Annotated in this window: 13 protein-coding genes; 9 read left to right on the forward strand and 4 right to left on the reverse strand. The window is 70.6% G+C overall.

Annotation, left to right across the window (positions count from 1 at the left end; all coding sequences use genetic code 11):
- Positions 1–71: 71 nt before the first annotated feature.
- Both Q9R08_RS14485 and Q9R08_RS14490 read right to left on the reverse strand, forming a co-directional pair.
- Positions 72–2,897 carry an alpha-L-rhamnosidase gene (locus Q9R08_RS14485; RefSeq protein WP_308868808.1) on the reverse strand — a complete coding sequence of 942 codons (2,826 nt, stop codon included), beginning with the start codon at positions 2,895–2,897 and terminating at the stop codon, positions 72–74.
- Between the two features lie 62 nt (positions 2,898–2,959).
- Positions 2,960–5,647: a family 78 glycoside hydrolase catalytic domain gene (locus Q9R08_RS14490; RefSeq protein ID WP_308868809.1), complete on the reverse strand. Its 2,688-nt coding sequence runs from the start codon at positions 5,645–5,647 to the stop codon at positions 2,960–2,962.
- Between the two features lie 266 nt (positions 5,648–5,913).
- Here Q9R08_RS14490 and Q9R08_RS14495 point away from each other — a divergent pair, with 266 nt between their 5' ends.
- From Q9R08_RS14495 to Q9R08_RS14505, 3 genes are all read left to right on the forward strand, one after another.
- Complete coding sequence (locus Q9R08_RS14495; protein WP_308868810.1) at positions 5,914–7,221, forward strand: ABC transporter substrate-binding protein; 1,308 nt, start codon at positions 5,914–5,916, stop codon at positions 7,219–7,221.
- Between the two features lie 83 nt (positions 7,222–7,304).
- The gene (locus Q9R08_RS14500) at positions 7,305–8,222 is read left to right on the forward strand and encodes a carbohydrate ABC transporter permease (protein WP_308868811.1); all 918 of its coding nucleotides are present in this window, start codon (positions 7,305–7,307) and stop codon (positions 8,220–8,222) included.
- A complete protein-coding gene (locus Q9R08_RS14505; RefSeq protein ID WP_308868812.1) occupies positions 8,219–9,133 on the forward strand; it encodes a carbohydrate ABC transporter permease in 915 nt (304 codons plus the stop codon). Before Q9R08_RS14500 ends, Q9R08_RS14505 begins: the two co-directional genes overlap by 4 nt.
- A 12-nt stretch (positions 9,134–9,145) precedes the next feature.
- Here Q9R08_RS14505 and Q9R08_RS14510 read toward each other — a convergent pair whose 3' ends face one another.
- Positions 9,146–9,928 (reverse strand): nucleotidyltransferase domain-containing protein, encoded by a 783-nt coding sequence (locus Q9R08_RS14510; RefSeq protein WP_308868813.1) that lies wholly within the window; start codon positions 9,926–9,928, stop codon positions 9,146–9,148.
- A gap of 182 nt (positions 9,929–10,110) precedes the next feature.
- Here Q9R08_RS14510 and Q9R08_RS14515 point away from each other — a divergent pair, with 182 nt between their 5' ends.
- The 6 genes from Q9R08_RS14515 to Q9R08_RS14540 all read left to right on the forward strand — a co-directional run bounded on the left by Q9R08_RS14515 (position 10,111) and on the right by Q9R08_RS14540 (position 17,261).
- Entirely contained in the window at positions 10,111–10,527 is a 417-nt protein-coding gene (locus tag Q9R08_RS14515; protein ID WP_308868815.1) for an L-rhamnose mutarotase, read from the forward strand.
- The gene (gene rhaI / locus Q9R08_RS14520; RefSeq protein WP_308868816.1) at positions 10,524–11,690 is read left to right on the forward strand and encodes an L-rhamnose isomerase; all 1,167 of its coding nucleotides are present in this window, start codon (positions 10,524–10,526) and stop codon (positions 11,688–11,690) included. Before Q9R08_RS14515 ends, rhaI begins: the two co-directional genes overlap by 4 nt.
- Before the next feature lie 103 nt (positions 11,691–11,793).
- The gene (locus Q9R08_RS14525) at positions 11,794–12,681 is read left to right on the forward strand and encodes an alpha/beta hydrolase fold domain-containing protein (RefSeq protein WP_308868818.1); all 888 of its coding nucleotides are present in this window, start codon (positions 11,794–11,796) and stop codon (positions 12,679–12,681) included.
- Positions 12,682–12,713: 32 nt separating this feature from the next.
- Positions 12,714–14,750 carry a bifunctional aldolase/short-chain dehydrogenase gene (locus Q9R08_RS14530; RefSeq protein ID WP_308868820.1) on the forward strand — a complete coding sequence of 679 codons (2,037 nt, stop codon included), beginning with the start codon at positions 12,714–12,716 and terminating at the stop codon, positions 14,748–14,750.
- A 94-nt stretch (positions 14,751–14,844) separates the two neighbouring features.
- Positions 14,845–16,275, forward strand: coding sequence for a rhamnulokinase (locus Q9R08_RS14535; RefSeq protein WP_308868821.1), 1,431 nt, complete (start codon positions 14,845–14,847; stop codon positions 16,273–16,275).
- The gene (locus Q9R08_RS14540) at positions 16,272–17,261 is read left to right on the forward strand and encodes a serine hydrolase domain-containing protein (protein WP_308868822.1); all 990 of its coding nucleotides are present in this window, start codon (positions 16,272–16,274) and stop codon (positions 17,259–17,261) included. The genes Q9R08_RS14535 and Q9R08_RS14540 overlap by 4 nt, the downstream gene beginning before the upstream one ends.
- 87 nt (positions 17,262–17,348) lie before the next feature.
- On the opposite strand, the gene Q9R08_RS14545 is transcribed toward Q9R08_RS14540, so the two are convergent.
- Entirely contained in the window at positions 17,349–18,362 is a 1,014-nt protein-coding gene (locus tag Q9R08_RS14545) for a LacI family DNA-binding transcriptional regulator (RefSeq protein ID WP_308868823.1), read from the reverse strand.
- Between the last annotated feature and the right edge of the window lie 37 nt (positions 18,363–18,399).

Consider the following 18,399-nt stretch of genomic DNA (forward strand, 5'->3'; position numbering starts at 1 on the left):
CGGTCGCCCGCCTCCCCGGTGCGCGGCAGCGCCCCGGGATATGGGGCGAAGCCCCAGCGGGCGCTGCGCGATCAGGCATCGGCCGTCGCCCCCTCGCGCTGCGTCGACAGCTCGGCGAGGCGGTCGGCGATCTCGCGCTGCGTGTCGGGGCCCGCATGCATGAACAGCGCCTCGCCGAGTTCGCGGCGCTCCGACCACTTCGTGTTCGTGCGGAACGCGTGGGCCGACTCGGGGTTCGCCGCCTCGAGCACCTCGCCGATGGCCCGGTAGGCGTCGAGATCGTCGATGACTGCGGCCAGGGTCGAGTCGAGACCGATGCGGGATGCGGCGGCCGGCGGGGCGGCATCCTCCACCTCCCACTCGTGGGTTCCCGAACCGACCTCGAGCTCACGCCCGTCCGGCAGCACGACGGCGGCCGTCGTGTTGGGTGGCACGATCGCCTCCACGCGGATGACGCCGTCGGCGCGGGCCCAGCCGGCACGCGCGGTGCCGTAGGGCGTGAGGTGCTCGGCCCACGCGTGGTCGAACTCCGCGAGCGGGTGCGGCTGGATGCGGAGCCGGGCGTATCCGGGAGCATCGGGGGCGAGTCCGGCGACGACGCGGTGCAGCCAATCGCCGATCGCGCCCAGCGCGTAGTGGTTGAACGACGTCATCTCGCCAGGGTTGATCGAGCCGTCGGGGAGCATGGAGTCCCAGCGCTCCCAGATCGTGGTCGCGCCCATCGTCACCGGGTACAGCCACGACGGGTTCTCGGTCTGGGTGAGCAGGCGGCGGGCCGTCTCAAGGTGACCGGTGCGGGTGAGCGCGTCCTGGATGATCGGCGTGCCGACGAACCCCGTGCCGATGCGGTACCCCGACAGTCGCGTGAGCTCGGCGAGCCGGGCGCCGAGCGTCTCCTGCTGGTCGGCGGGCGCGATGTCGAACACGATCGCCATCGCGTACGCAGTCTGGGCGTCCGACATCATGCGTCCCGCAGGCGTCACGTACTCGGCCAGGAACGCGGTGCGCACCTCTTCGGCGACCTGCGCGTACTGCCGTGCGTCGTCGTCTTTGCCGAGGAGCGCCGCCGCGCGGGCCACGGCATCGGCCGACCGGAAGAGGTACGCCGACGCCACGATGTCGGCATCCGTCTTGGCGTTGGCCGGCAGGTGCGGCGGCGCATCGGGGTCGAGCCAGTCGCCGAACTGGAACATGCCCTCCCACAGCCGGCGCGGCCCGGCGAGGTCGATGAGCACGTCGGCCCAGCCCTTCATGCTCGGGTACTGGCGCTCGACGGTGGCGACGTCGGCGTAGCGCTCGTGGAGCACCCACGGCACGACGGTGGCGGCATCGCCCCACGCGGCGGCGGGGCGTGCGACGCCGAGGGCGTTCGGCACGACGAAGGGCACGACGCCGTCGACCTGCTCGATCGCGAGGTCGCGCAGCCACGAGTCGAGGAACCCGCGCACGTCGTACAGGAACGACGCCGTGGGGGCGAAGACCTGGATGTCGCCCGTCCAGCCCAGGCGCTCGTCGCGCTGCGGGCAGTCGGTCGGCAGGTACAGGAAGTTGCCGCGCAGGCCCCACAGGATGTTCTCGTGGAGCTGGTTGACGAGCGGATGCGACGCCTCGAACCAGCCGGTGCGCTCCATGTCGCTGTGGATCACGACGGCCGTGACCGCCGACGGGTCGAACTCCCCCGGCCAGCCCTCGACCTCGGCGTAGCGGAACCCGTGGAACGTGAACTCGGGCTCCCACTCCTCGACGCCATCACCCGACAGCGTGTAGCGGTCGGTCGCGGCGGCGGCGCGCAGCGGTCGCGTGCCGAGCTCGCCGTGCTCGAGCACTTCAGCGTGCCGCAGCGTGATCTCGGTGCCCGCCGGGCCGGTCACCCGCAGCCGCAGCCGGCCGACCAGGTTCTGTCCGAAGTCCAGAACCGTCCTGCCGCTCGGCGTCGTGATGACCTCCTGGACGCCCAGCTCCTGGAGGCGTCGCACGAACGGCGACACCCGCGCCTCGGGCGTGTGGATCGGCTCGCGTTCGGCGACGGCCTCCCAGCCGTCGGCGACGTATCCCGCCTCGGCGAAGCCGCGGCCCTCGGCGTCGACGAGCGCCAGGCGGTCGTCGTAGTCCTCGCCCGCGTAGAGCCCGCTGGCGGTGATCGGTCCGGTCGACGCCCGCCACGAGGCATCCGTCGCCACCCACTCGCTCGATCCGTCGGCGTACTCGAGAAGCAGCTGCGCGGCGAATCGCGGCTGGTCGCCGTAGAGAGGACGCGCGCCGTCGCGGAACCCGAAGCGCTCGGTCGCCCAGGCTCCGGCCAGCCTCACGCCGATCGCGTTGCGGCCCTCGGTGACGAGAGCGGTGACGTCGGTCGTCTCGTGGATCGTCCGCTGCTCGTACGGCGTCCAGCCCGGCTTCATCACCTGGTCGTCGACGTCGACCCCGCCGATCGCGACCTGGTAGACGCCCACGGCGGTCGCATAGAGCGTGGCACGGGCGAGCGGCCCGATCGCGTCGAACTCGGTGCGGAAGTACGCGGGCTGCGCGGTCTCGGACGGCGATGCGAGTCCGATGGTCGCGGCCTGCCATTCGTCGTCACCGAGGAAGCCGGCGACGACGCGGCGGGGTGTGCTCCACTCGCCCTGCGCGCCGTCTTCGCCGGTCACCCGCACGCGGAGCGACACCTGCTCGCGCGGCGCGAGGGGAGCGAAGGGCCAGGCGACGCGCGTGGACGCGCGACCCTCGATGCGGTGCGTCGACGGTTCGCCGTCGCGCGTGATCTCGATGTCGGCGCCCGCCTGCAGCCAGTCGGGCGTCGTGGTCTCGGTGCGCCAGCCGATCTCGGGCGCGGGCGACGCGACGACGTCGCTGCCGTGCGGTGCGTCGATGACGATGTGCGGAACGGGGCTGCTCATGGCACTCCTCTGGAGATGGGCGGTGTGTGGGGATGGTCTGGGTGCGCTGACGGATGCCGGCATCAGGCGGGCACGACGGCGCCGGGTGCCGCGACCGCGGGCGCGGTGACGACGATCCGGTGCGTGCCGTGGCGGAGCTCGGCGGGCGCCGGGGCGTCGCCGACGGTGGCGGTGGACTCCGCCGTGATGGGGAGGTCGAGCATGGCACGCGAGCCGAACGGCACCTCGAGCGCGGCTTCGAACACCCCGCCGTCGACGCGCCAGTCGATCGCCAGGCGACCCTGTGGGGTGTCGATCGACGCCGACGCGTGCGAGAGCCCGACGGCGGGCCGCGGAGCCACGTGCACGGTGCGATACCCGGGGTCGTCGGCATCCGGGGCGAGCCCCGCCACCGTGCGGTACACCCAGTCGATCATCGCCCCGTAGGCGTAGTGGTTGAACGAGAGCATGCCGGTGTCGTCCTCGGACGCGTCCTCCGTCGGCAGCGCGTCCATCGCGCCCGAATGGATGCTGCCGTCCGGCAGGATGGCATCCCACCGCTCCCACACGGTCGTCGCGCCGCGGTCGACCTGGTACAGCCACGACGGCGCCTCACTGCGGAGCAGCATGAGGTACGCCTCGTCGAGGTGACCGCTGCGCGACAGCGCGAAGAGCACGAGTGGGGTGCCGAGGAAGCCCGTGGCGATGCGGCCGTTCTCGCGGCGGACGTTCTCGGCCAGACCATCGGCGATCTCGGCCCGGCGCGCGGTCGGAGCAAGCCCGAACTCGAGCGCGATCGCGGCACCGCTCTGCGTGAGTACCGCCTCGTCACCCCAGCGCTCGAACGTCGCCGCCCCCACGCGATCGGCCAACGCGTCGTACCGGTCGGCGGTCGCCGCATCGCCCAGGATGCGCTCGGCGTGGGCGAGCAGACGAGCCGAGTGCGCGTAGAACGCGTTGGACACGAAGTCACTCGAGACCTTCGCCTCCCACGGGCGGTCGCCGGGCGCATCGGGGTCGAGCCAGTCGCCGAACTGGTAATCACCCGGGGCCAGCACGACGTGGTCGCCGGCACGACGGGTCAGGTGGTCCACCCAGCGGCGCATGCTGTCGCGCTGACGCCGGAGCACCTCGTCGGACCCGTACGACTCGTACACGGCGAGCGGGATGATGGTGGCGGCATCCGCCCACCCCGCGCGACCCATGTTCGGCGTCTGCACGCCGCCCATCAGCATGTCCTGAGGGCGGATGATGTCGGGGACGACGGCCGGAACGCCGCCCTCGTCGGTCTGGTCGATCTCGAGGTCGCGCAGCCACGACAGCCAGAACGCCTCGGTGTCCATGAGCGTGTTGGCCGTCGCAGCGAAGGCCTGGGCGTCGCCGGTCCAGCCGAGGCGCTCGTCGCGCTGCGGGCAGTCGGTCGGCACCGACACGAAGTTGTCGCGCTGGGACCAGAAGACGTTCGAGTGGAACCGGTCGAGCGCCTCGTGCGACGACGTGAACGTGCTGCGGGGGGCGAGGTCGCTCGAGATGGCGACGGCGGTCGCCGAGACCACCTCGGCACCGTCGACGTCGGCGTAGCGGAAGCCGTGGAACGTGAAGGCCGGCTCGAGGGTGTGCTCGCCGTCGCGATCCAGCGTGTAGACGTCGGTGGCCTTCGCCGATCGCAGGGCCTTGACGTGCAGGTCGCCGGAGGGCTCGAGCACCTCCGCGTGACGCACCGTCACGACGTCGCCGGCGCGGCCGCGCACCGTCAGCCGCACCCAACCCGACACGTTCTGGCCGCCGTCGAGGCGCGTGCGTCCGTCATGCGCGATGGCGTCCATGGGCAGCTCGGCGACGACGCGTACCGGCGGTGCGGACCGCGGCACGAACCGTGCCGTGTCGACATCGATGACGGATGCCGCACGCCAGCCGTCTGCGGCGAAACCCGGCTCGTGAACCGCGGGGTCGTCGAGGCGGAGGTCGGTCACGGTGCCGTCGTAGATGCTGGCACTGCGCAGTGGGCCGAATCCTGCCTGCCACGACGCATCCGTCTTCGCCACGGTCTCGCCGTCGGCCTCGAGCTGCGCGAGGGCGCCGGTGCGGTCGCCGTAGATGGCCTGGCGGCGCGCGAACCCGAAGCTGCCGCGGTACCAGCCGTCGGCGACGGCGAGCACGATCACGTTCGCCCCCTCCCGCAGCAGCGGGGTGACGTCGATCGTGTCGACCAGGATGCGCTCCTGGTACGAGGTCCACCCTGGGGTGAGCAGCGCGTCGGTGGCGGGCGTGCCGTTGATCCACGCATCGACGAGGCCGAGGGCGCTGAGGCGCAGGCGCGCCGACGCGGGGACGCGATCGAGGGCGAACTCGGTGCGCAGCAGCGGGACGGGCCCGTCGGCGGGCGTGTCGGTGCCGATGACGGCCGCCTCGAGGTCGGCGCTGTCGACGCCGGCTTCGACCACGAGCGGTTCGCTCCACGCGGTCCAGCCGGTCGCGGTCGCGACCCGGACCGCGAAGGCGCGGCGCTCGCGCGGAGCCAGCGATCCGGGGATCGCGACGCCTGTGATCCGTGTGGATGCGACCGGCTCGGACGCCGTCAGTGTCGCGCCCTCCACTCCCTCCGCGAGCTGGTAGCCCTCGATCCGGGCACCGGCGTCGCCGGTCTCGGCGCGCCAGCTCAGGCGCAGGCCGTCACGGGGCACGCCGAGAAGGCCGGGCCCGTGCTGCGTGCGGAGGGCGACGACGCGCGTCGCGGCATCCACTGCCGAGGGAGAGGGAAGAGCCGTCATGGCTGGGTCCTTTCGGCTGTCGGCCGCGTCGCCGACCAGCCTCACCATCGTGAAACGATTCAGGGCGATCTGTCAACAGCAGTGTAGACCGTTACACGATCGTGATCGGCGCTGCGAAGACGGTGGTTGACCTGCGGACGGAAAGGGACGTACCGTACGAGGGTTGAATGGTTTCAATGCCCGAGGCATCGAGATCCACTCGGCGAAGCACCAGGGAATCCGGCAACGTGGGCGGACCATCCGCTCAGCTTTACAAGGAGGTAAAGATGAAGAGCTCCCCGACCAGGAGAGTGCTCCTCGCAGGTGCGGGCATCGTGGCACTGACCCTGCCGCTGGCCGCGTGCAGCGGTGGCGGCGGGTCCGACGACGGCAAGGTCGAGATCACGTATCTCACCCAGAACGCCGAGGCGAACGTCGCCGCGGCGAAGGCGCTCATCGAGGCGTTCGAAGACGAGAACCCCGACATCTCGGTCAAGCTCGAGACGCAGCCCGCGGGCACCGAGGGCGACAACCTGATGAAGACCAAGCTCGCCACCGGCGAGATGGAAGACGTCTTCCACTACAACTCGGGCTCGCTGTTCCAGGCCCTCAACCCCGACCAGAACCTCGTCCCGCTCGACGACCAGGACTGGACCGGCGACCTGATCGACACGATGACCGCTGTCGTCTCGACCGACAACGGCGTCTATGGTGCGCCGTGGGGTGCGACCCAGGCCGGCGCCGTCGTCTACAACAAGAAGATCTACGCCGACCTCGGCCTCGAGATCCCGACCACGTGGGATGAGTTCGCCGCCAACAACGAGGCGATCAAGGCGGCCGGCATCACTCCGGTCATCCAGACCTACGGCGACACGTGGACGAGCCAGCTGTTCGTGCTCGGCGACTTCGGCAACGTGCTGGCGGCCGACCCGGACTGGGCCGAGGAGTACACCGCGGGCAACCGCAAGTACGTGGACGAGCCCGCGCTGGAAGGCTTCGCCAATCAGCAGGCGGGCTTCGAAGCCGGCTGGTGGAACGAGGACTTCGGCTCCGCACTCTTCGACGACGGTGCACGCATGATCGCGACCGGCGAGGGAGCCCACTACCCGATCCTCACCGGCATCGTCTCGACGATCGCGCAGAACAACCCCGACGAGCTCGAGGATGTCGGCGTCTTCCCGCTGCCCGCACAGGACGCGGCCGACACGAAGCTGACCGTCTGGCTGCCGAACGCGATCTACATCCCGAAGACGACCGAGGGCGACAAGCTCGAGGCCGCGAAGAAGTTCGTCGCCTTCACGCAGACCGAAGCCGGCTGCGAGGTGCAGAACACCGCCATGGTGCCCAGCGGCCCGTACGCGAATGCCTGCACCCTGCCGGACGACGTTCCGGGCCTGCTGAAGGACATGCAGGTGTACTTCGACGAGGGCAACACCAACCCCGCGCTGGAGTTCCTCTCGCCCATCAAGGGACCGAACCTCGAGAACATCACGGTGCAGGTCGGCTCCGGCATCAGCTCGGCCGAGGAGGGCGCCGCCCTCTACGACGAGGATGTCGTCAAGCAGGCTCAGCAGCTCGGCCTCGAAGGCTGGTGACCCGGACGCGAGTCTGAACAGCATCCGATTCGGGGGTCGCGTCGTCCGCGGCGCGGCCCCCCTTTCACATCAATGGAGATGACATGACGACGCTCGCCCCCGCGCGGAAGAACACCGCCGCGCCCCCGCCGCACACACGGCGCTCGATGAGGAGCATGTACCCGCTCTGGTTCTACATCCCGGCGGGGATCCTCTTCATCGTCCTCTTCGCCGTCCCGACGTTCGCGTCGTTCTACTTCAGCCTCACCCGCTGGTCGCTCTTCGACGTCGAGTTCATCGGATTCCAGAACTTCGTGACCTTCTTCACGGAGCCGATGCTCTATCAGAGCCTCATCAACACCTTCATCTACGGCTTCATCACCTCCGGCCTGAAGGTCGTGCTCGGCCTCGCCCTCGCCCTGCTGCTGACGGGCTCCATCCTCGGTCGCGGATACCTCCGCGCCACCATCTTCTTCCCTGTGCTGGTGTCGACGATCGGCGTCGGCATCACGTTCAAGGTCCTGATGGACCCGTTCGACGGCCTCATCAACAAGTCCCTCGCGGCCATCGGCATCCAGGGCCCCGCATGGCTCACCGACCCCTCGCTCGCGCTGTACTCCGTCTCTCTGGTGGACGTCTGGCAGGGCGTCGGCATCGCGACGCTCATCTACATCGCGGGCATCGTCGCCATCCCCCAGGAGTACTTCGAGGCCGCCCGCGTCGACGGCGCCGGGGCATGGAAGGTCTTCCGCAACATCACCCTCCCGCTCGTCACGCCCGCGACGGGCACGGTCGTGCTGCTCTCGCTCATCGGCGGCCTGAGATCCTTCGAGCTGATCTGGGCGATGACCCGCGGCGGACCCGGGTTCTCGAGCGACGTGATCGCATCGGTCATCTACAAGCAGTACCAGGCCGGCTTCTACGGCCTGTCGACGGCGGGCAACGTGGTGCTCTTCGTCATCGTCACGGCCATCGTCGTGCCGATCTTCTACTTCATCAATCGTCGGCAGGTGGAATCATGACCGTCACGCGCACCATCACGACCGCGGACGCCCGCGCTGTCCGTCGCGCTGCCCGCGAGGATCGTCGCCCGCTCACGCTGCGGAAGTTCCTGCGCAAGTACGTCGTGGGAATCATCGCGATCGTCCTGTCGATCATCGTCTTCATCGTGCCGTTCGCGTTCATCTTCCTCACCGCGGCGAAGAACCCCCAGGAGGCCTCGCTCTTCGAGTTCTCGCTGCCCCAGCAGGGCTGGTTCCTGTGGGACAACTTCCTCACGGTGCTGCAGACGCGCGACTTCATCATCCTGCGCGCCTTCGTCAACAGCACCGTGCTGACAGTCGTCAGCGTCGCGATCATGGTGATCTTCTCGGCGGCGGTGGGCTATGTGCTGCAGCGGCGCAAGTCCCGCTGGAACGCCCTCGTCTACTTCCTCGTCTTCGCGGGGCTCATCGTGCCGCCGGCCGTGGTTCCGACGATCTGGGTGCTGCAGGGTCTCGGACTCTTCAAGACGATGCCGGGCATGATCCTGATCGAGGCGGCCTTCGGTCTCTCGTTCTGCATCCTGCTCTTCCGCGCGTTCGTCTCGACGATCCCGCGCGAGCTCGACGAAGCGGCGATCATCGACGGAGCGGGGCCGATGCGGCTGTTCTTCTCGGTCGTGATGCCGCTGCTGCGCCCCGTGATGATCACGATCATCGTCGTCCAGGCGGTGCGCGTGTTCAACGACTTCACCGGTCCGCTGTACTTCCTGCCCGGCGATGCCAACGCCACCGTGCAGCTCACCCTCTACAACTTCCAGAGCCAGAACCTGAGCCAGTGGAACCTGCTGTTCATGGACATCCTGCTCATCACGATCCCGCCGCTGATCATGTACATCTTCTTCAACCGGCAGATCGTCGCGGGACTGACCAGCGGAGCGGTCAAGGGGTGATGCGCCGTGCGTTCACCAGAACTCCGCGGGGACGGTCCCGCGGAGCCAGGCGAGCTCGTTGTCGCGGATGAACGTCGACAGCGCGTCGTCGGGGGTGAGACCGTCGCCGAGCCACTCGTCGAGGATGCGCAGCAGCTCGCGGCCCGACTCGATGCCGGGGTCGTCCACCACCTGACTCCAGCTGTCGACGAACCCGTCGGGAGTCGGCACCGAGTGCACGAGCTTCGAGATGTACTTCGGCCCAGGAAGCATGACGTGGTTCGCCGCGAGGGCCGCCCGCGCGGCGGCCAAGGCGAGATGGAGCCCGGCGTGGCGGCGGAGGAATCCGTCGCCGCGCTCGACCGCCTGACGGAGGAAGTAGCCGCCGTACAGCCGCGCCTGCGCGACGTGCGACCGCACGCGCTCGCCCCACACGTCGTCGGGCAGCGTCGCGATGCTGGCCACCGTCTCGTCGAGCCCCGGCAGGGCGCTCCACGCGATGCGCGCACCGACGAACGACGCACGGGTCGGGTCATCGGCTTTCTCGACGGCGGTGGCGAGGTACGACGGGCTCGCGAGCTTGATGTCGATGTACGAGCCGGGGTAGTCGAGGTCCCGGCGCTCGACCCAGGCGAAGCGGCCCCGGGCGGTCTCGGCCGCGAAGCGGTCGTCGTCCACGACGAGGTACACGTCGACGTCGGAGTCCTCGCGCTCCCTTCCCTGCGCGACCGAGCCGACGAGCACGACGCCGAGCGCACCCTGTTCGTCCTTCACCGAGTCCACGTAGGCGGTGAGCGCCCGTTCCTGCTGCAGCATCCGTGCTCCTTCGCGTCGAATCCGCTCCCACGCTATCGACACCCGGGCAGCCGGCGCGTGGCATCGGGCGGGAAGCGTTTTCCCACTTGCGGAACCGCGACGGACCAATTACTGTTGAAACGATTCATCCTTCGCATGGGTGCTTCCCGCCCGTTCCCCAGCCGTAGAGGAGTGCCCCGCGCATGACGAGCACCACCGCGACGACGCGTGTCTGCTTCCAGCTGCGGATCCGTCCTGAACTGCTGGACGAGTACATCGCCCGGCACACCCCGGTCTGGCCCGAGATGCTCGCCGAGATCGCGGCCGCCGGCCGGCGCAACTACTCGCTCTTCCTCGGCGAGGGCGGGCAGCTGATCGGGTACTACGAGACCGACGACGACGAAGCCGCGCAGACCTATCTCGCTGGCTCCGAGGTCGCCGCGCGCTGGGAGGCGGAGATGGGCCGCTTCTTCATCGGGCTCGACGGCCGTCCCGACCAGGCCGCCACAGCCCTCACCGAGATCTTCAACCTGCACGATCAGCTCACCGCCGCACGCGGCGCGGCGACCGAGCCCCCTCCCCACACCGACCCCGTCCACGAAGAAGGCACCGCATCATGACGACGCTGTCACCTGACATCCTGTCCACCCTCGAAGGCCAGGGCATCGAGCTGCCCAGCTGGGCGTTCGGCAATTCCGGCACGCGCTTCCGCGTCTTCACGACCCCCGGCACGCCGCGCGACCCGTACGAGAAGATCGCGGACGCCGCGCAGGTCAACGCGTACACGAAGCTCGCGCCGAGCGTGGCCCTGCACATCCCGTGGGACAAGGTCGACGACTACGCCGACCTGCGCCGCCACGCCGAGGACCTCGGCGTGAGCCTCGGCACCATCAACTCGAACACCTTCCAGGACGAGGACTACAAGTTCGGGGCGCTCACCCACCACGACGACCGCATCCGCAACAAGGCGATCGACCACCACCTCGAGTGCATCGACATCATGGATGCCACGGGCTCGCGCGACCTGAAGATCTGGCTCGCCGAGGGGTCGAACTACCCGGGGCAGGCCGACATCCGTGCGCGTCAGGACCGCCTCCAGGACTCGCTGCAGAAGATCTACGACCGTCTGTCGGACGAGCAGCGACTCGTGCTCGAGTACAAGTTCTTCGAGCCGGCGTTCTACCACACCGACGTTCCGGACTGGGGCACCTCGTACGCTCAGGTCGCGTCGCTCGGCGACAAGGCGATGGTCTGCCTCGACACCGGCCACCACGCGCCGGGTACCAACATCGAGTTCATCGTCATGCAGCTGCTGCGCCTCGGAAAGCTCGGCTCGTTCGACTTCAACTCCCGCTTCTACGCCGACGACGACCTCATCGTCGGGGCGGCCGACCCGTTCCAGCTGTTCCGCATCATCTTCGAGGTGGTGCGCGGAGGCGGGCTGAACAACCCCGACGTGGCGTTCATGCTCGACCAGTGCCACAACGTCGAGGACAAGATCCCCGGTCAGATCCGCTCGGTGCTGAACGTGCAGGAGATGACCGCTCGCGCCCTCCTCGTGGACCGCGACGCCCTGGCCGCGGCGCAGCAGGCGAACGACGTGCTCGGCGCCAACGCCGTGTTCATGGACGCCTTCTACACCGACGTCCGGCCTGCCCTCGCCGAGTGGCGCGAGTCGCGCGGACTCGCGGCCGACCCGATGGCCGCGTATGCGGCATCCGGCTACCAGCAGCAGATCGCCGCGGACCGCGTCGGCGGCACGCAGGCCGGCTGGGGCGCGTAAGCCCCGCACAGACCCACCGGGGGTGCGGGATGCCGATCCCCGCACCCCCGGTGCACCACCTCGATCCCGGCACTGCTGCCGGGTCCGGACCCGAAGGATCCAGATGAGCGAGCCCTACTCCGCCGCCGACGGCCTCGTGCGCGTCTACCCTGCCCGCGAGCCCAACGGCACCGGCCTGGTGTGGGCGCACGGCGGTGCGTTCGCATTCGGTGACCTCGACATGCCCGAGTCCGATTGGGTCGCCGAGCAACTCGCGGCCCGCGGCACGACGGTCGTCTCGGTCGACTATCGCCTCGCCCCCGTTCCGGACGGGTGGGATGCCGCCGGCCGGACGGGCGGCGGAGACCACTACCCCGCGGCATCCGACGACATGCTCACGGCGTGGGCGTGGGTCGTCGACAATGCCGGCCGCCTGCGCATCGACCGCGAGCGCCTGGCGATCGGCGGCACCAGCGCCGGCGGCAACCTCGCCGCCGGGGCCACGCTCCGGCTCATCGAGCAGCGGTCGACGACGCGTCCCGCGCTCGTGCTGCTCGCCTATCCCACGCTGCTGGCGGTCCAGCCGGCGCCGGACGGATCACTGCGCGCCGCGCTGGACGCCCAGCCCGAGGCCGACCGGTTCCGTCCGGAGATGATCCGCGCGATGTACGAGAACTTCCTGGGCGGCCCGACCGACGACGCGCCCCTCGCGGCGATCCCCGGGAACGCCCGCCCCGACGACCTCGTGGAGTTCCCGCCCACACTCATGGTCAACGGCGACGTCGACGAGCTCCGCGTCTCCGGTGAAGTGTTCGCCGCGTCGCTGCAGGCCGCCGGCCGTGCGATCGAGGTCGTGACCGAGCCGGGCACCGATCACGGTCATCTGAACCGGCCGCAGGAGCCCGCAGCATCCGTCACCCTCGACCGCTTCGCGACCCGCCTCGCCTCCCTGTCCCTCGCCGGTGCCCGCCCCACGGCGACACCCGCCTCCGCCCCGGCTCCACTCGCCTGAGCGACACCAGCCACCCCCGAAGGAATCACGACATGACCAACCCGGCCGTCTCCGACCTGATCACCCGGTCCAATCGCCTCGGCGCCGACCCGAAGAACACGAACTACGCCGGCGGCAACACGTCGGCGAAGGGCACCGAGACCGACCCGGTCACCGGCGAGCCCGTCGAGCTGCTGTGGGTCAAGGGCTCGGGCGGCGACCTCGGCACGCTGAAGGAGTCGGGGCTCGCGGTGCTGCGCCTGGACCGCATGCGCGCGCTCGTGGACGTCTACCCCGGCGTCGAGCGCGAGGACGAGATGGTCGCCGCGTTCGACTACTGCCTGCACGGCAAGGGCGGCGCCGCGCCGTCGATCGACACCGCGATGCACGGCCTGGTCGACGCCGCGCACGTCGACCATCTGCATCCCGACTCGGGCATCGCCATCGCGACCGCGGCCGACGGCGAGGAGCTCACCGCGAAGATCTTCGGCGAGAAGGTCGTGTGGGTGCCGTGGCGCCGCCCCGGCTTCCAGCTGGGCCTAGACATCGCCGACATCAAGGCGAAGAACCCGCAGGCCATCGGCTGCATCCTCGGCGGCCACGGCATCACGGCGTGGGGCGACACCTCCGACGAGGCCGAGCAGAACTCGCTGTGGATCATCACGACCGCCGCCGACTACATCGCCGCGAACGGCAAGGCCGACCCGTTCGGAGGAGTTCGTGCCGGCTTCGAGGCATTGCCCGAGACCGAGCGCCGCGCCAAGGCCGCCGCGCTCGCGCCGACGATCCGCGGCCTGGCGTCGACCGACAAGCCGATGGTCGGCCACTTCACCGACGCGCCCGAGGTCCTGGACTTCCTCGCGTCCGAGAAGGCGCCCGCCCTCGCGGCGCTCGGCACCAGCTGCCCCGACCACTTCCTGCGCACCAAGGTCAAGCCGCTCATCCTCGACCTGCCGGCCGACGCGAGCATCGAGGGCTCCGTCGCGCGGCTGACCGAGCTGCACGAGGCGTACCGCGCGGACTACCAGGCGTACTACGACGCGCACGCGACCGCGGAGAGCCCGGCGATCCGCGGCGCCGACCCGCTCATCGTGCTGATCCCGGGCGTGGGGATGTTCTCGTACGGCGCGAACAAGCAGACCGCCCGGGTGGCGGGCGAGTTCTACGTCAACGCGATCAACGTGATGCGCGGCGCCGAGGCGCTGTCGACCTACTCCCCCATCTCCGACGCCGAGAAGTTCCGCATCGAATACTGGGCGCTCGAAGAGGCGAAGCTGCTGCGCTCGCCGAAGCCCAAGACGCACCAGGGCCGCATCGCGCTCGTCACGGGCGCGGCATCCGGCATCGGCAAGGCCATCGCGACCCGCCTCGCCGCCGAGGGCGCGTGCGTCGTCATCGCCGACCTCGACCTCGAGAAGGCGCAGGCCGCTGCGGCGGAGCTCGGAAACGCGGATGTCGCCATCGGCGTCGCCGCCAACGTGGCCGACGCCGACGCGATCCAGGCCGCGTTCGACGCCGCCGTGCTCGCATTCGGCGGCGTCGACCTCGTCGTCAACAACGCCGGGTTGTCGCTGTCGAAGCCGCTGCTGGAGACCACCGAGAAGGACTGGGACCTGCAGCACGACGTGATGGCGAAGGGCTCGTTCCTCGTCTCGAAGGCCGCCGCGAAGATCCTCATCGAGCAGAAGCTCGGCGGGGACGTGATCTACATCTCGTCGAAGAACTCCGTCTTCGCCGGCCCGAACAACATCGCGTACTCGGCGACCAAGGCCGACCAGGCCCACCAGGTGCGTCTGCTCGCGGTCGAGCTCGGCGAACACGGCGTGCGCGTCAACGGCATCAACCCCGACGGGGTCGTGCGCGGCTCCGGCATCTTCGCCTCCGGCTGGGGCGCCAACCGCGCCGCCACCTACGGCGTGAAGGAAGAGGACCTCGGCCAGTTCTACGCGAACCGCACCATCCTCAAGCGCGAGGTCGTGCCCGAGAACGTCGCCGACGCGGTGTTCGTGCTGACCGGCCCCGAGCTGAGCCGCACCACGGGCCTGCACATCCCGGTCGACTCCGGCGTCGCGGCCGCGTTCCTGCGATGACCGCCGCGGCCGGCGCCAGAGCGCGAGCGCGCCACCTTCCTGCGACCGCGGCTTCGGCCGACGCCGCACGCGCAGCGAAGTGCAGTGGTCGCACATGCGGGAGCCCGCGGTGACCGGCGGGGTCGTCGCAGCGGTCGACCTCGGCGCGACCAGCGGGCGCGTCATGCTCGGCTACGTCGGCGACGGGATGCTGCGCCTCGAGCAGGTCGCGCGGTTCCCGAACGGCCCCGTGCCGGGACCGGACGGCCTACACTGGGACTTCTCGGCGCTCTACCGACACATCGTCGATGGCCTCACCGAGGCGCTGCGGCGTGAGCCCGGCATCGCGAGCATCGGCATCGACTCGTGGGCCGTGGACTACGGTCTCGTCCACGGTGGCGAACTGCTCGGCGAACCGTTCCACTACCGCGACGAGCGCACCGCGCGGGGCGTCGGGTCGGTGCACGGCGAGGCGCCGTTCGCGGAGCTGTACCGCCGCAACGGCCTGCAGTTCCTGCCGTTCAACACCCTGTACCAGTACGCGGTCGAAGCGCGCCTCGCCGACGCCGACGTGGCGCTCCTCATCCCCGACCTCGTCGCGTTCCTGTTGACCGGCGCGCGGTTCGCGGAGCGGACGAACGCCTCCACGACCGGCCTGGTGGACGTCCGCACCGGCGACTGGGACCTGGAGCTCGCCGCACGACTCGGCATTCCGGCATCCGTGCTCCCGCCCCTCGTGGACCCGGGTGCGACACTGGGCACGCTGCACGGCGAGGCTCGCGAGCGCATCGGGGCCCCGCTCCAGGTGATCGCGGTCGGCTCGCACGACACGGCCTCAGCCGTCGTGGCCGTGCCTCTCAGCACCCCCGACGCCGCCTACATCTCCTGCGGCACGTGGGGCCTGGTGGGCGTGGAGCTCGACGAGCCCGTCGTGAGCGACGCAGCGCGCGAGGCGAACTTCACGAACGAGGGCGGCGTCGACGGGCGCGTCCGGTTCCTCCACAACGTGACGGGGCTGTGGCTGCTCAGCGAGGCCGTCCGCACGTGGGAGGCCGAAGACGGCGCGACGATCGATCTTCCGGCATTGCTGGATGCCGCAGCCGCCGTCACCGGTGACATCCCCCTGTTCGACGCCGACGATCCGCGCCTGTCGGCGCCGGGCGACATGCCGGCCCGCATCGCGGCCGTCCTCGACGAGGCGGGCGCAACAGTGCCCGCGACCCGGGAGGCGTTCGCGCGGACGATCGTGGAGAGCATCGCACAGGCGTTCGCCGACGCCGTCGCCACCGCCGGCCGGCTCACCGGCCGCGACATCGACGTCGTCCACATCGTGGGCGGCGGAGCCCTCAACCGGCTGCTCTGCCAGGCGACCGCCGACCGCTCGGGTCTCCCCGTGCTCGCGGGACCGGTCGAGGCGACCGCGCTCGGCAACGTCCTCGTGCAGGCACGCGCGCACGGCTGGTTCGGCCCCGATGCGACCCTGGAGGACCTGCGGCGCGTGGTCGCGGCATCCGTTTCTCCCGAGCGGTACGAGCCGCGCTCGTGACCGGCTATGGCGCGGCGTTCGACTGGGCGCGACGGCACGTCGAAGCCGGGCGTCTGCCGACGGCGGTGGTGGGCGTCGCGACGGCCGCCGGGGTCGCCGCGCTCGACGCGTTCGGGGCGACCGACGGCCGGACCGCCCGGGTCGACGACCCGTACTGGCTGTTCTCGATCACGAAGGTGCTGACGGGCCTGACCGCCGCCCGCGCGATCGAGCGCGGCCTGCTCACGACCGAGACACCGCTCGCCGCCGCCGTTCCCGAGTTCGCGAGCGGGCGCGAGGACGTGGTGCGCCTGCGCCACCTCGTGAGCCACACGTCCGGCATCCGCGAGCCGACGCTCGATCCCGCCGAGGGCCTTCGCGCCGCCTTGCGCGCGCCCGGCCGGGACTTCGCCGCGGGCACCGCCTCGCGGTACTCGACCGTGGCGTTCCAGGGCATCGCCGAACTGGTGCGGCACACCACAGGACAGGATTGGGATGCCGACGTCGCGGTGTGGGCTCCCGCGCTCGGCGCGAACGGGTTCACCTTGGATCCCGCCGTCGATCCGCATGCCGTGGTCGACGCCGAGCGCCTGGGGCTCGACATGCGCGGGTTCGCGAGCCACCGCAATCCCGGCGCCGGGATGATCGGCACGGCTGCCGACCTGCTCGCCCTCGGGACGGCTCTGCTGCGCATCGGCGAGGGCGAGGCCGGAGGCGTCGTGCAGCCGCCGACGCTTGCGATGATGCGTCGCCCTCTCACCGGCGACATCCCGCGGCTCGAGCCCTATCCCGCCGGGCGCGGGCAGGACTGGGGCCTCACGTTCAACCTGCGCACGCGCGCTCCCGGCCTCATCGACCGCGACGTGTTCGGCCACGCCGGCTGGGCGGGCACCGAGTTCTGGGTGCATCCGACCGCGGGTGTCGCCTACGTGCTGCTCACGAATGCGGCCGAGCGGCCCGGCGTCGATGTCGACGAGCTCGACAACGCGGTGGTGGCAGGCGTCTGACGGCGCCGGCGCGCGGCGTGATCCGACGCCGCGTGACGCGGGGTCACGGCGCGCGGCCGGACCGTGGCCGGGCGGATCCCGACCGCGTCACGCCGGCGGGGCGCCCGCGGAGGTGCGCACCTTCAGCTCGACGTCGAAGATCTCGCGCGCGGGCTCCGTGCGTCCTGCGAAGCGCTCGAGCAGCATCTGCACCGCCCGGGCACCCATCGCCTCGCCCGGCTGGTGCACCGTCGTGAGACCGAGGGCGGGGTGGGATGCCATCGGCACGTCGTCGTATCCGACGACGGCCAGCGGCACTCCGGCCTCCGCGGCGGCCCGCATCGCACCGAACGCGAGCTCGTCGTGGGCGGCGAACACAGCCGTCACCGGCGTGCCTGCTTCGAGCATGCGGCGCACCACGCCGTACGACGGGGTCTCACCCTCGTCGGTGCGCCACACCACGGCGTTCCCAGTCAGCCCCGCGGCCGCCATCGCCGCCTCGTACTCGTGCAGCCGCACGCCGTGCGGGAACGGCTCGTGCGCGCCGGATTCCTGAAGGGTCAGATGGGCGATGTGCTGATGCCCCAGCCCGAGCAGATGCCGCATCGCGGCCTTCGCCCCCGACGCATCGTCGCCCGCGACCACGTCGTAGCGGTCGGACGTGTCGTGCCGCCCGAACATGACGACGGGGACCGAGGCGGAGATGCGCTCCAGACCCGCCTCGTCGACCCGGGGCGACACGGCGATGACGCCGTCGACCTGGCGGTCCACGAGCGCCTCCAATGCGCGCAGACCCTCGCGCGAGCCGGCCTCGGCGGGCGCGATGATGAGCTGGTACGGCGTTCCCTCGAGAGCGCCGGTCGCCCCGCGTGCGATGCGGGCGAAGAAGTGGTTGGCGAGATCCGGAAGCTCGATGCCCAGCGTGTAGGTGCGTCCGCGCATGGCGCGGGCGGCGATCCGCGGGCGATAGTTCAGCTGCGTCATCGCGGCCGTGACGCGCTCGCGCATGGCGTCGCTCACGCCGTAGGCGTCGCGCAGCACCTTCGACACCGCCGCCCGCGACACGCCCGCCACCTGCGCGACGTCTTCGATGGTCGCCGCACGCGGCCGCTCGACACTCATGACACGAGGGTAGTGGCGGGCGGCGCGGCGACGCCGG

This window comes from Microbacterium psychrotolerans, from assembly GCF_031085295.1.
In the GTDB taxonomy this organism is placed as follows: Bacteria; Actinomycetota; Actinomycetes; order Actinomycetales; family Microbacteriaceae; genus Microbacterium; species Microbacterium psychrotolerans.

What these genes read in the sequence shown, in the direction of transcription:
- Q9R08_RS14485 (WP_308868808.1), bottom strand. Translation starts at nt 2,897, where the DNA reads ATGAGCAGCCCCGTTCCGCACATCGTCATCGACGCACCGCACGGCAGC.
- Q9R08_RS14490 (WP_308868809.1), bottom strand. Translation starts at nt 5,647, where the DNA reads ATGACGGCTCTTCCCTCTCCCTCGGCAGTGGATGCCGCGACGCGCGTC.
- Q9R08_RS14495 (WP_308868810.1), top strand. Translation starts at nt 5,914, where the DNA reads ATGAAGAGCTCCCCGACCAGGAGAGTGCTCCTCGCAGGTGCGGGCATC.
- Q9R08_RS14500 (WP_308868811.1), top strand. Translation starts at nt 7,305, where the DNA reads ATGACGACGCTCGCCCCCGCGCGGAAGAACACCGCCGCGCCCCCGCCG.
- Q9R08_RS14505 (WP_308868812.1), top strand. Translation starts at nt 8,219, where the DNA reads ATGACCGTCACGCGCACCATCACGACCGCGGACGCCCGCGCTGTCCGT.
- Q9R08_RS14510 (WP_308868813.1), bottom strand. Translation starts at nt 9,928, where the DNA reads ATGCTGCAGCAGGAACGGGCGCTCACCGCCTACGTGGACTCGGTGAAG.
- Q9R08_RS14515 (WP_308868815.1), top strand. Translation starts at nt 10,111, where the DNA reads ATGACGAGCACCACCGCGACGACGCGTGTCTGCTTCCAGCTGCGGATC.
- rhaI (WP_308868816.1), top strand. Translation starts at nt 10,524, where the DNA reads ATGACGACGCTGTCACCTGACATCCTGTCCACCCTCGAAGGCCAGGGC.
- Q9R08_RS14525 (WP_308868818.1), top strand. Translation starts at nt 11,794, where the DNA reads ATGAGCGAGCCCTACTCCGCCGCCGACGGCCTCGTGCGCGTCTACCCT.
- Q9R08_RS14530 (WP_308868820.1), top strand. Translation starts at nt 12,714, where the DNA reads ATGACCAACCCGGCCGTCTCCGACCTGATCACCCGGTCCAATCGCCTC.
- Q9R08_RS14535 (WP_308868821.1), top strand. Translation starts at nt 14,845, where the DNA reads ATGCGGGAGCCCGCGGTGACCGGCGGGGTCGTCGCAGCGGTCGACCTC.
- Q9R08_RS14545 (WP_308868823.1), bottom strand. Translation starts at nt 18,362, where the DNA reads ATGAGTGTCGAGCGGCCGCGTGCGGCGACCATCGAAGACGTCGCGCAG.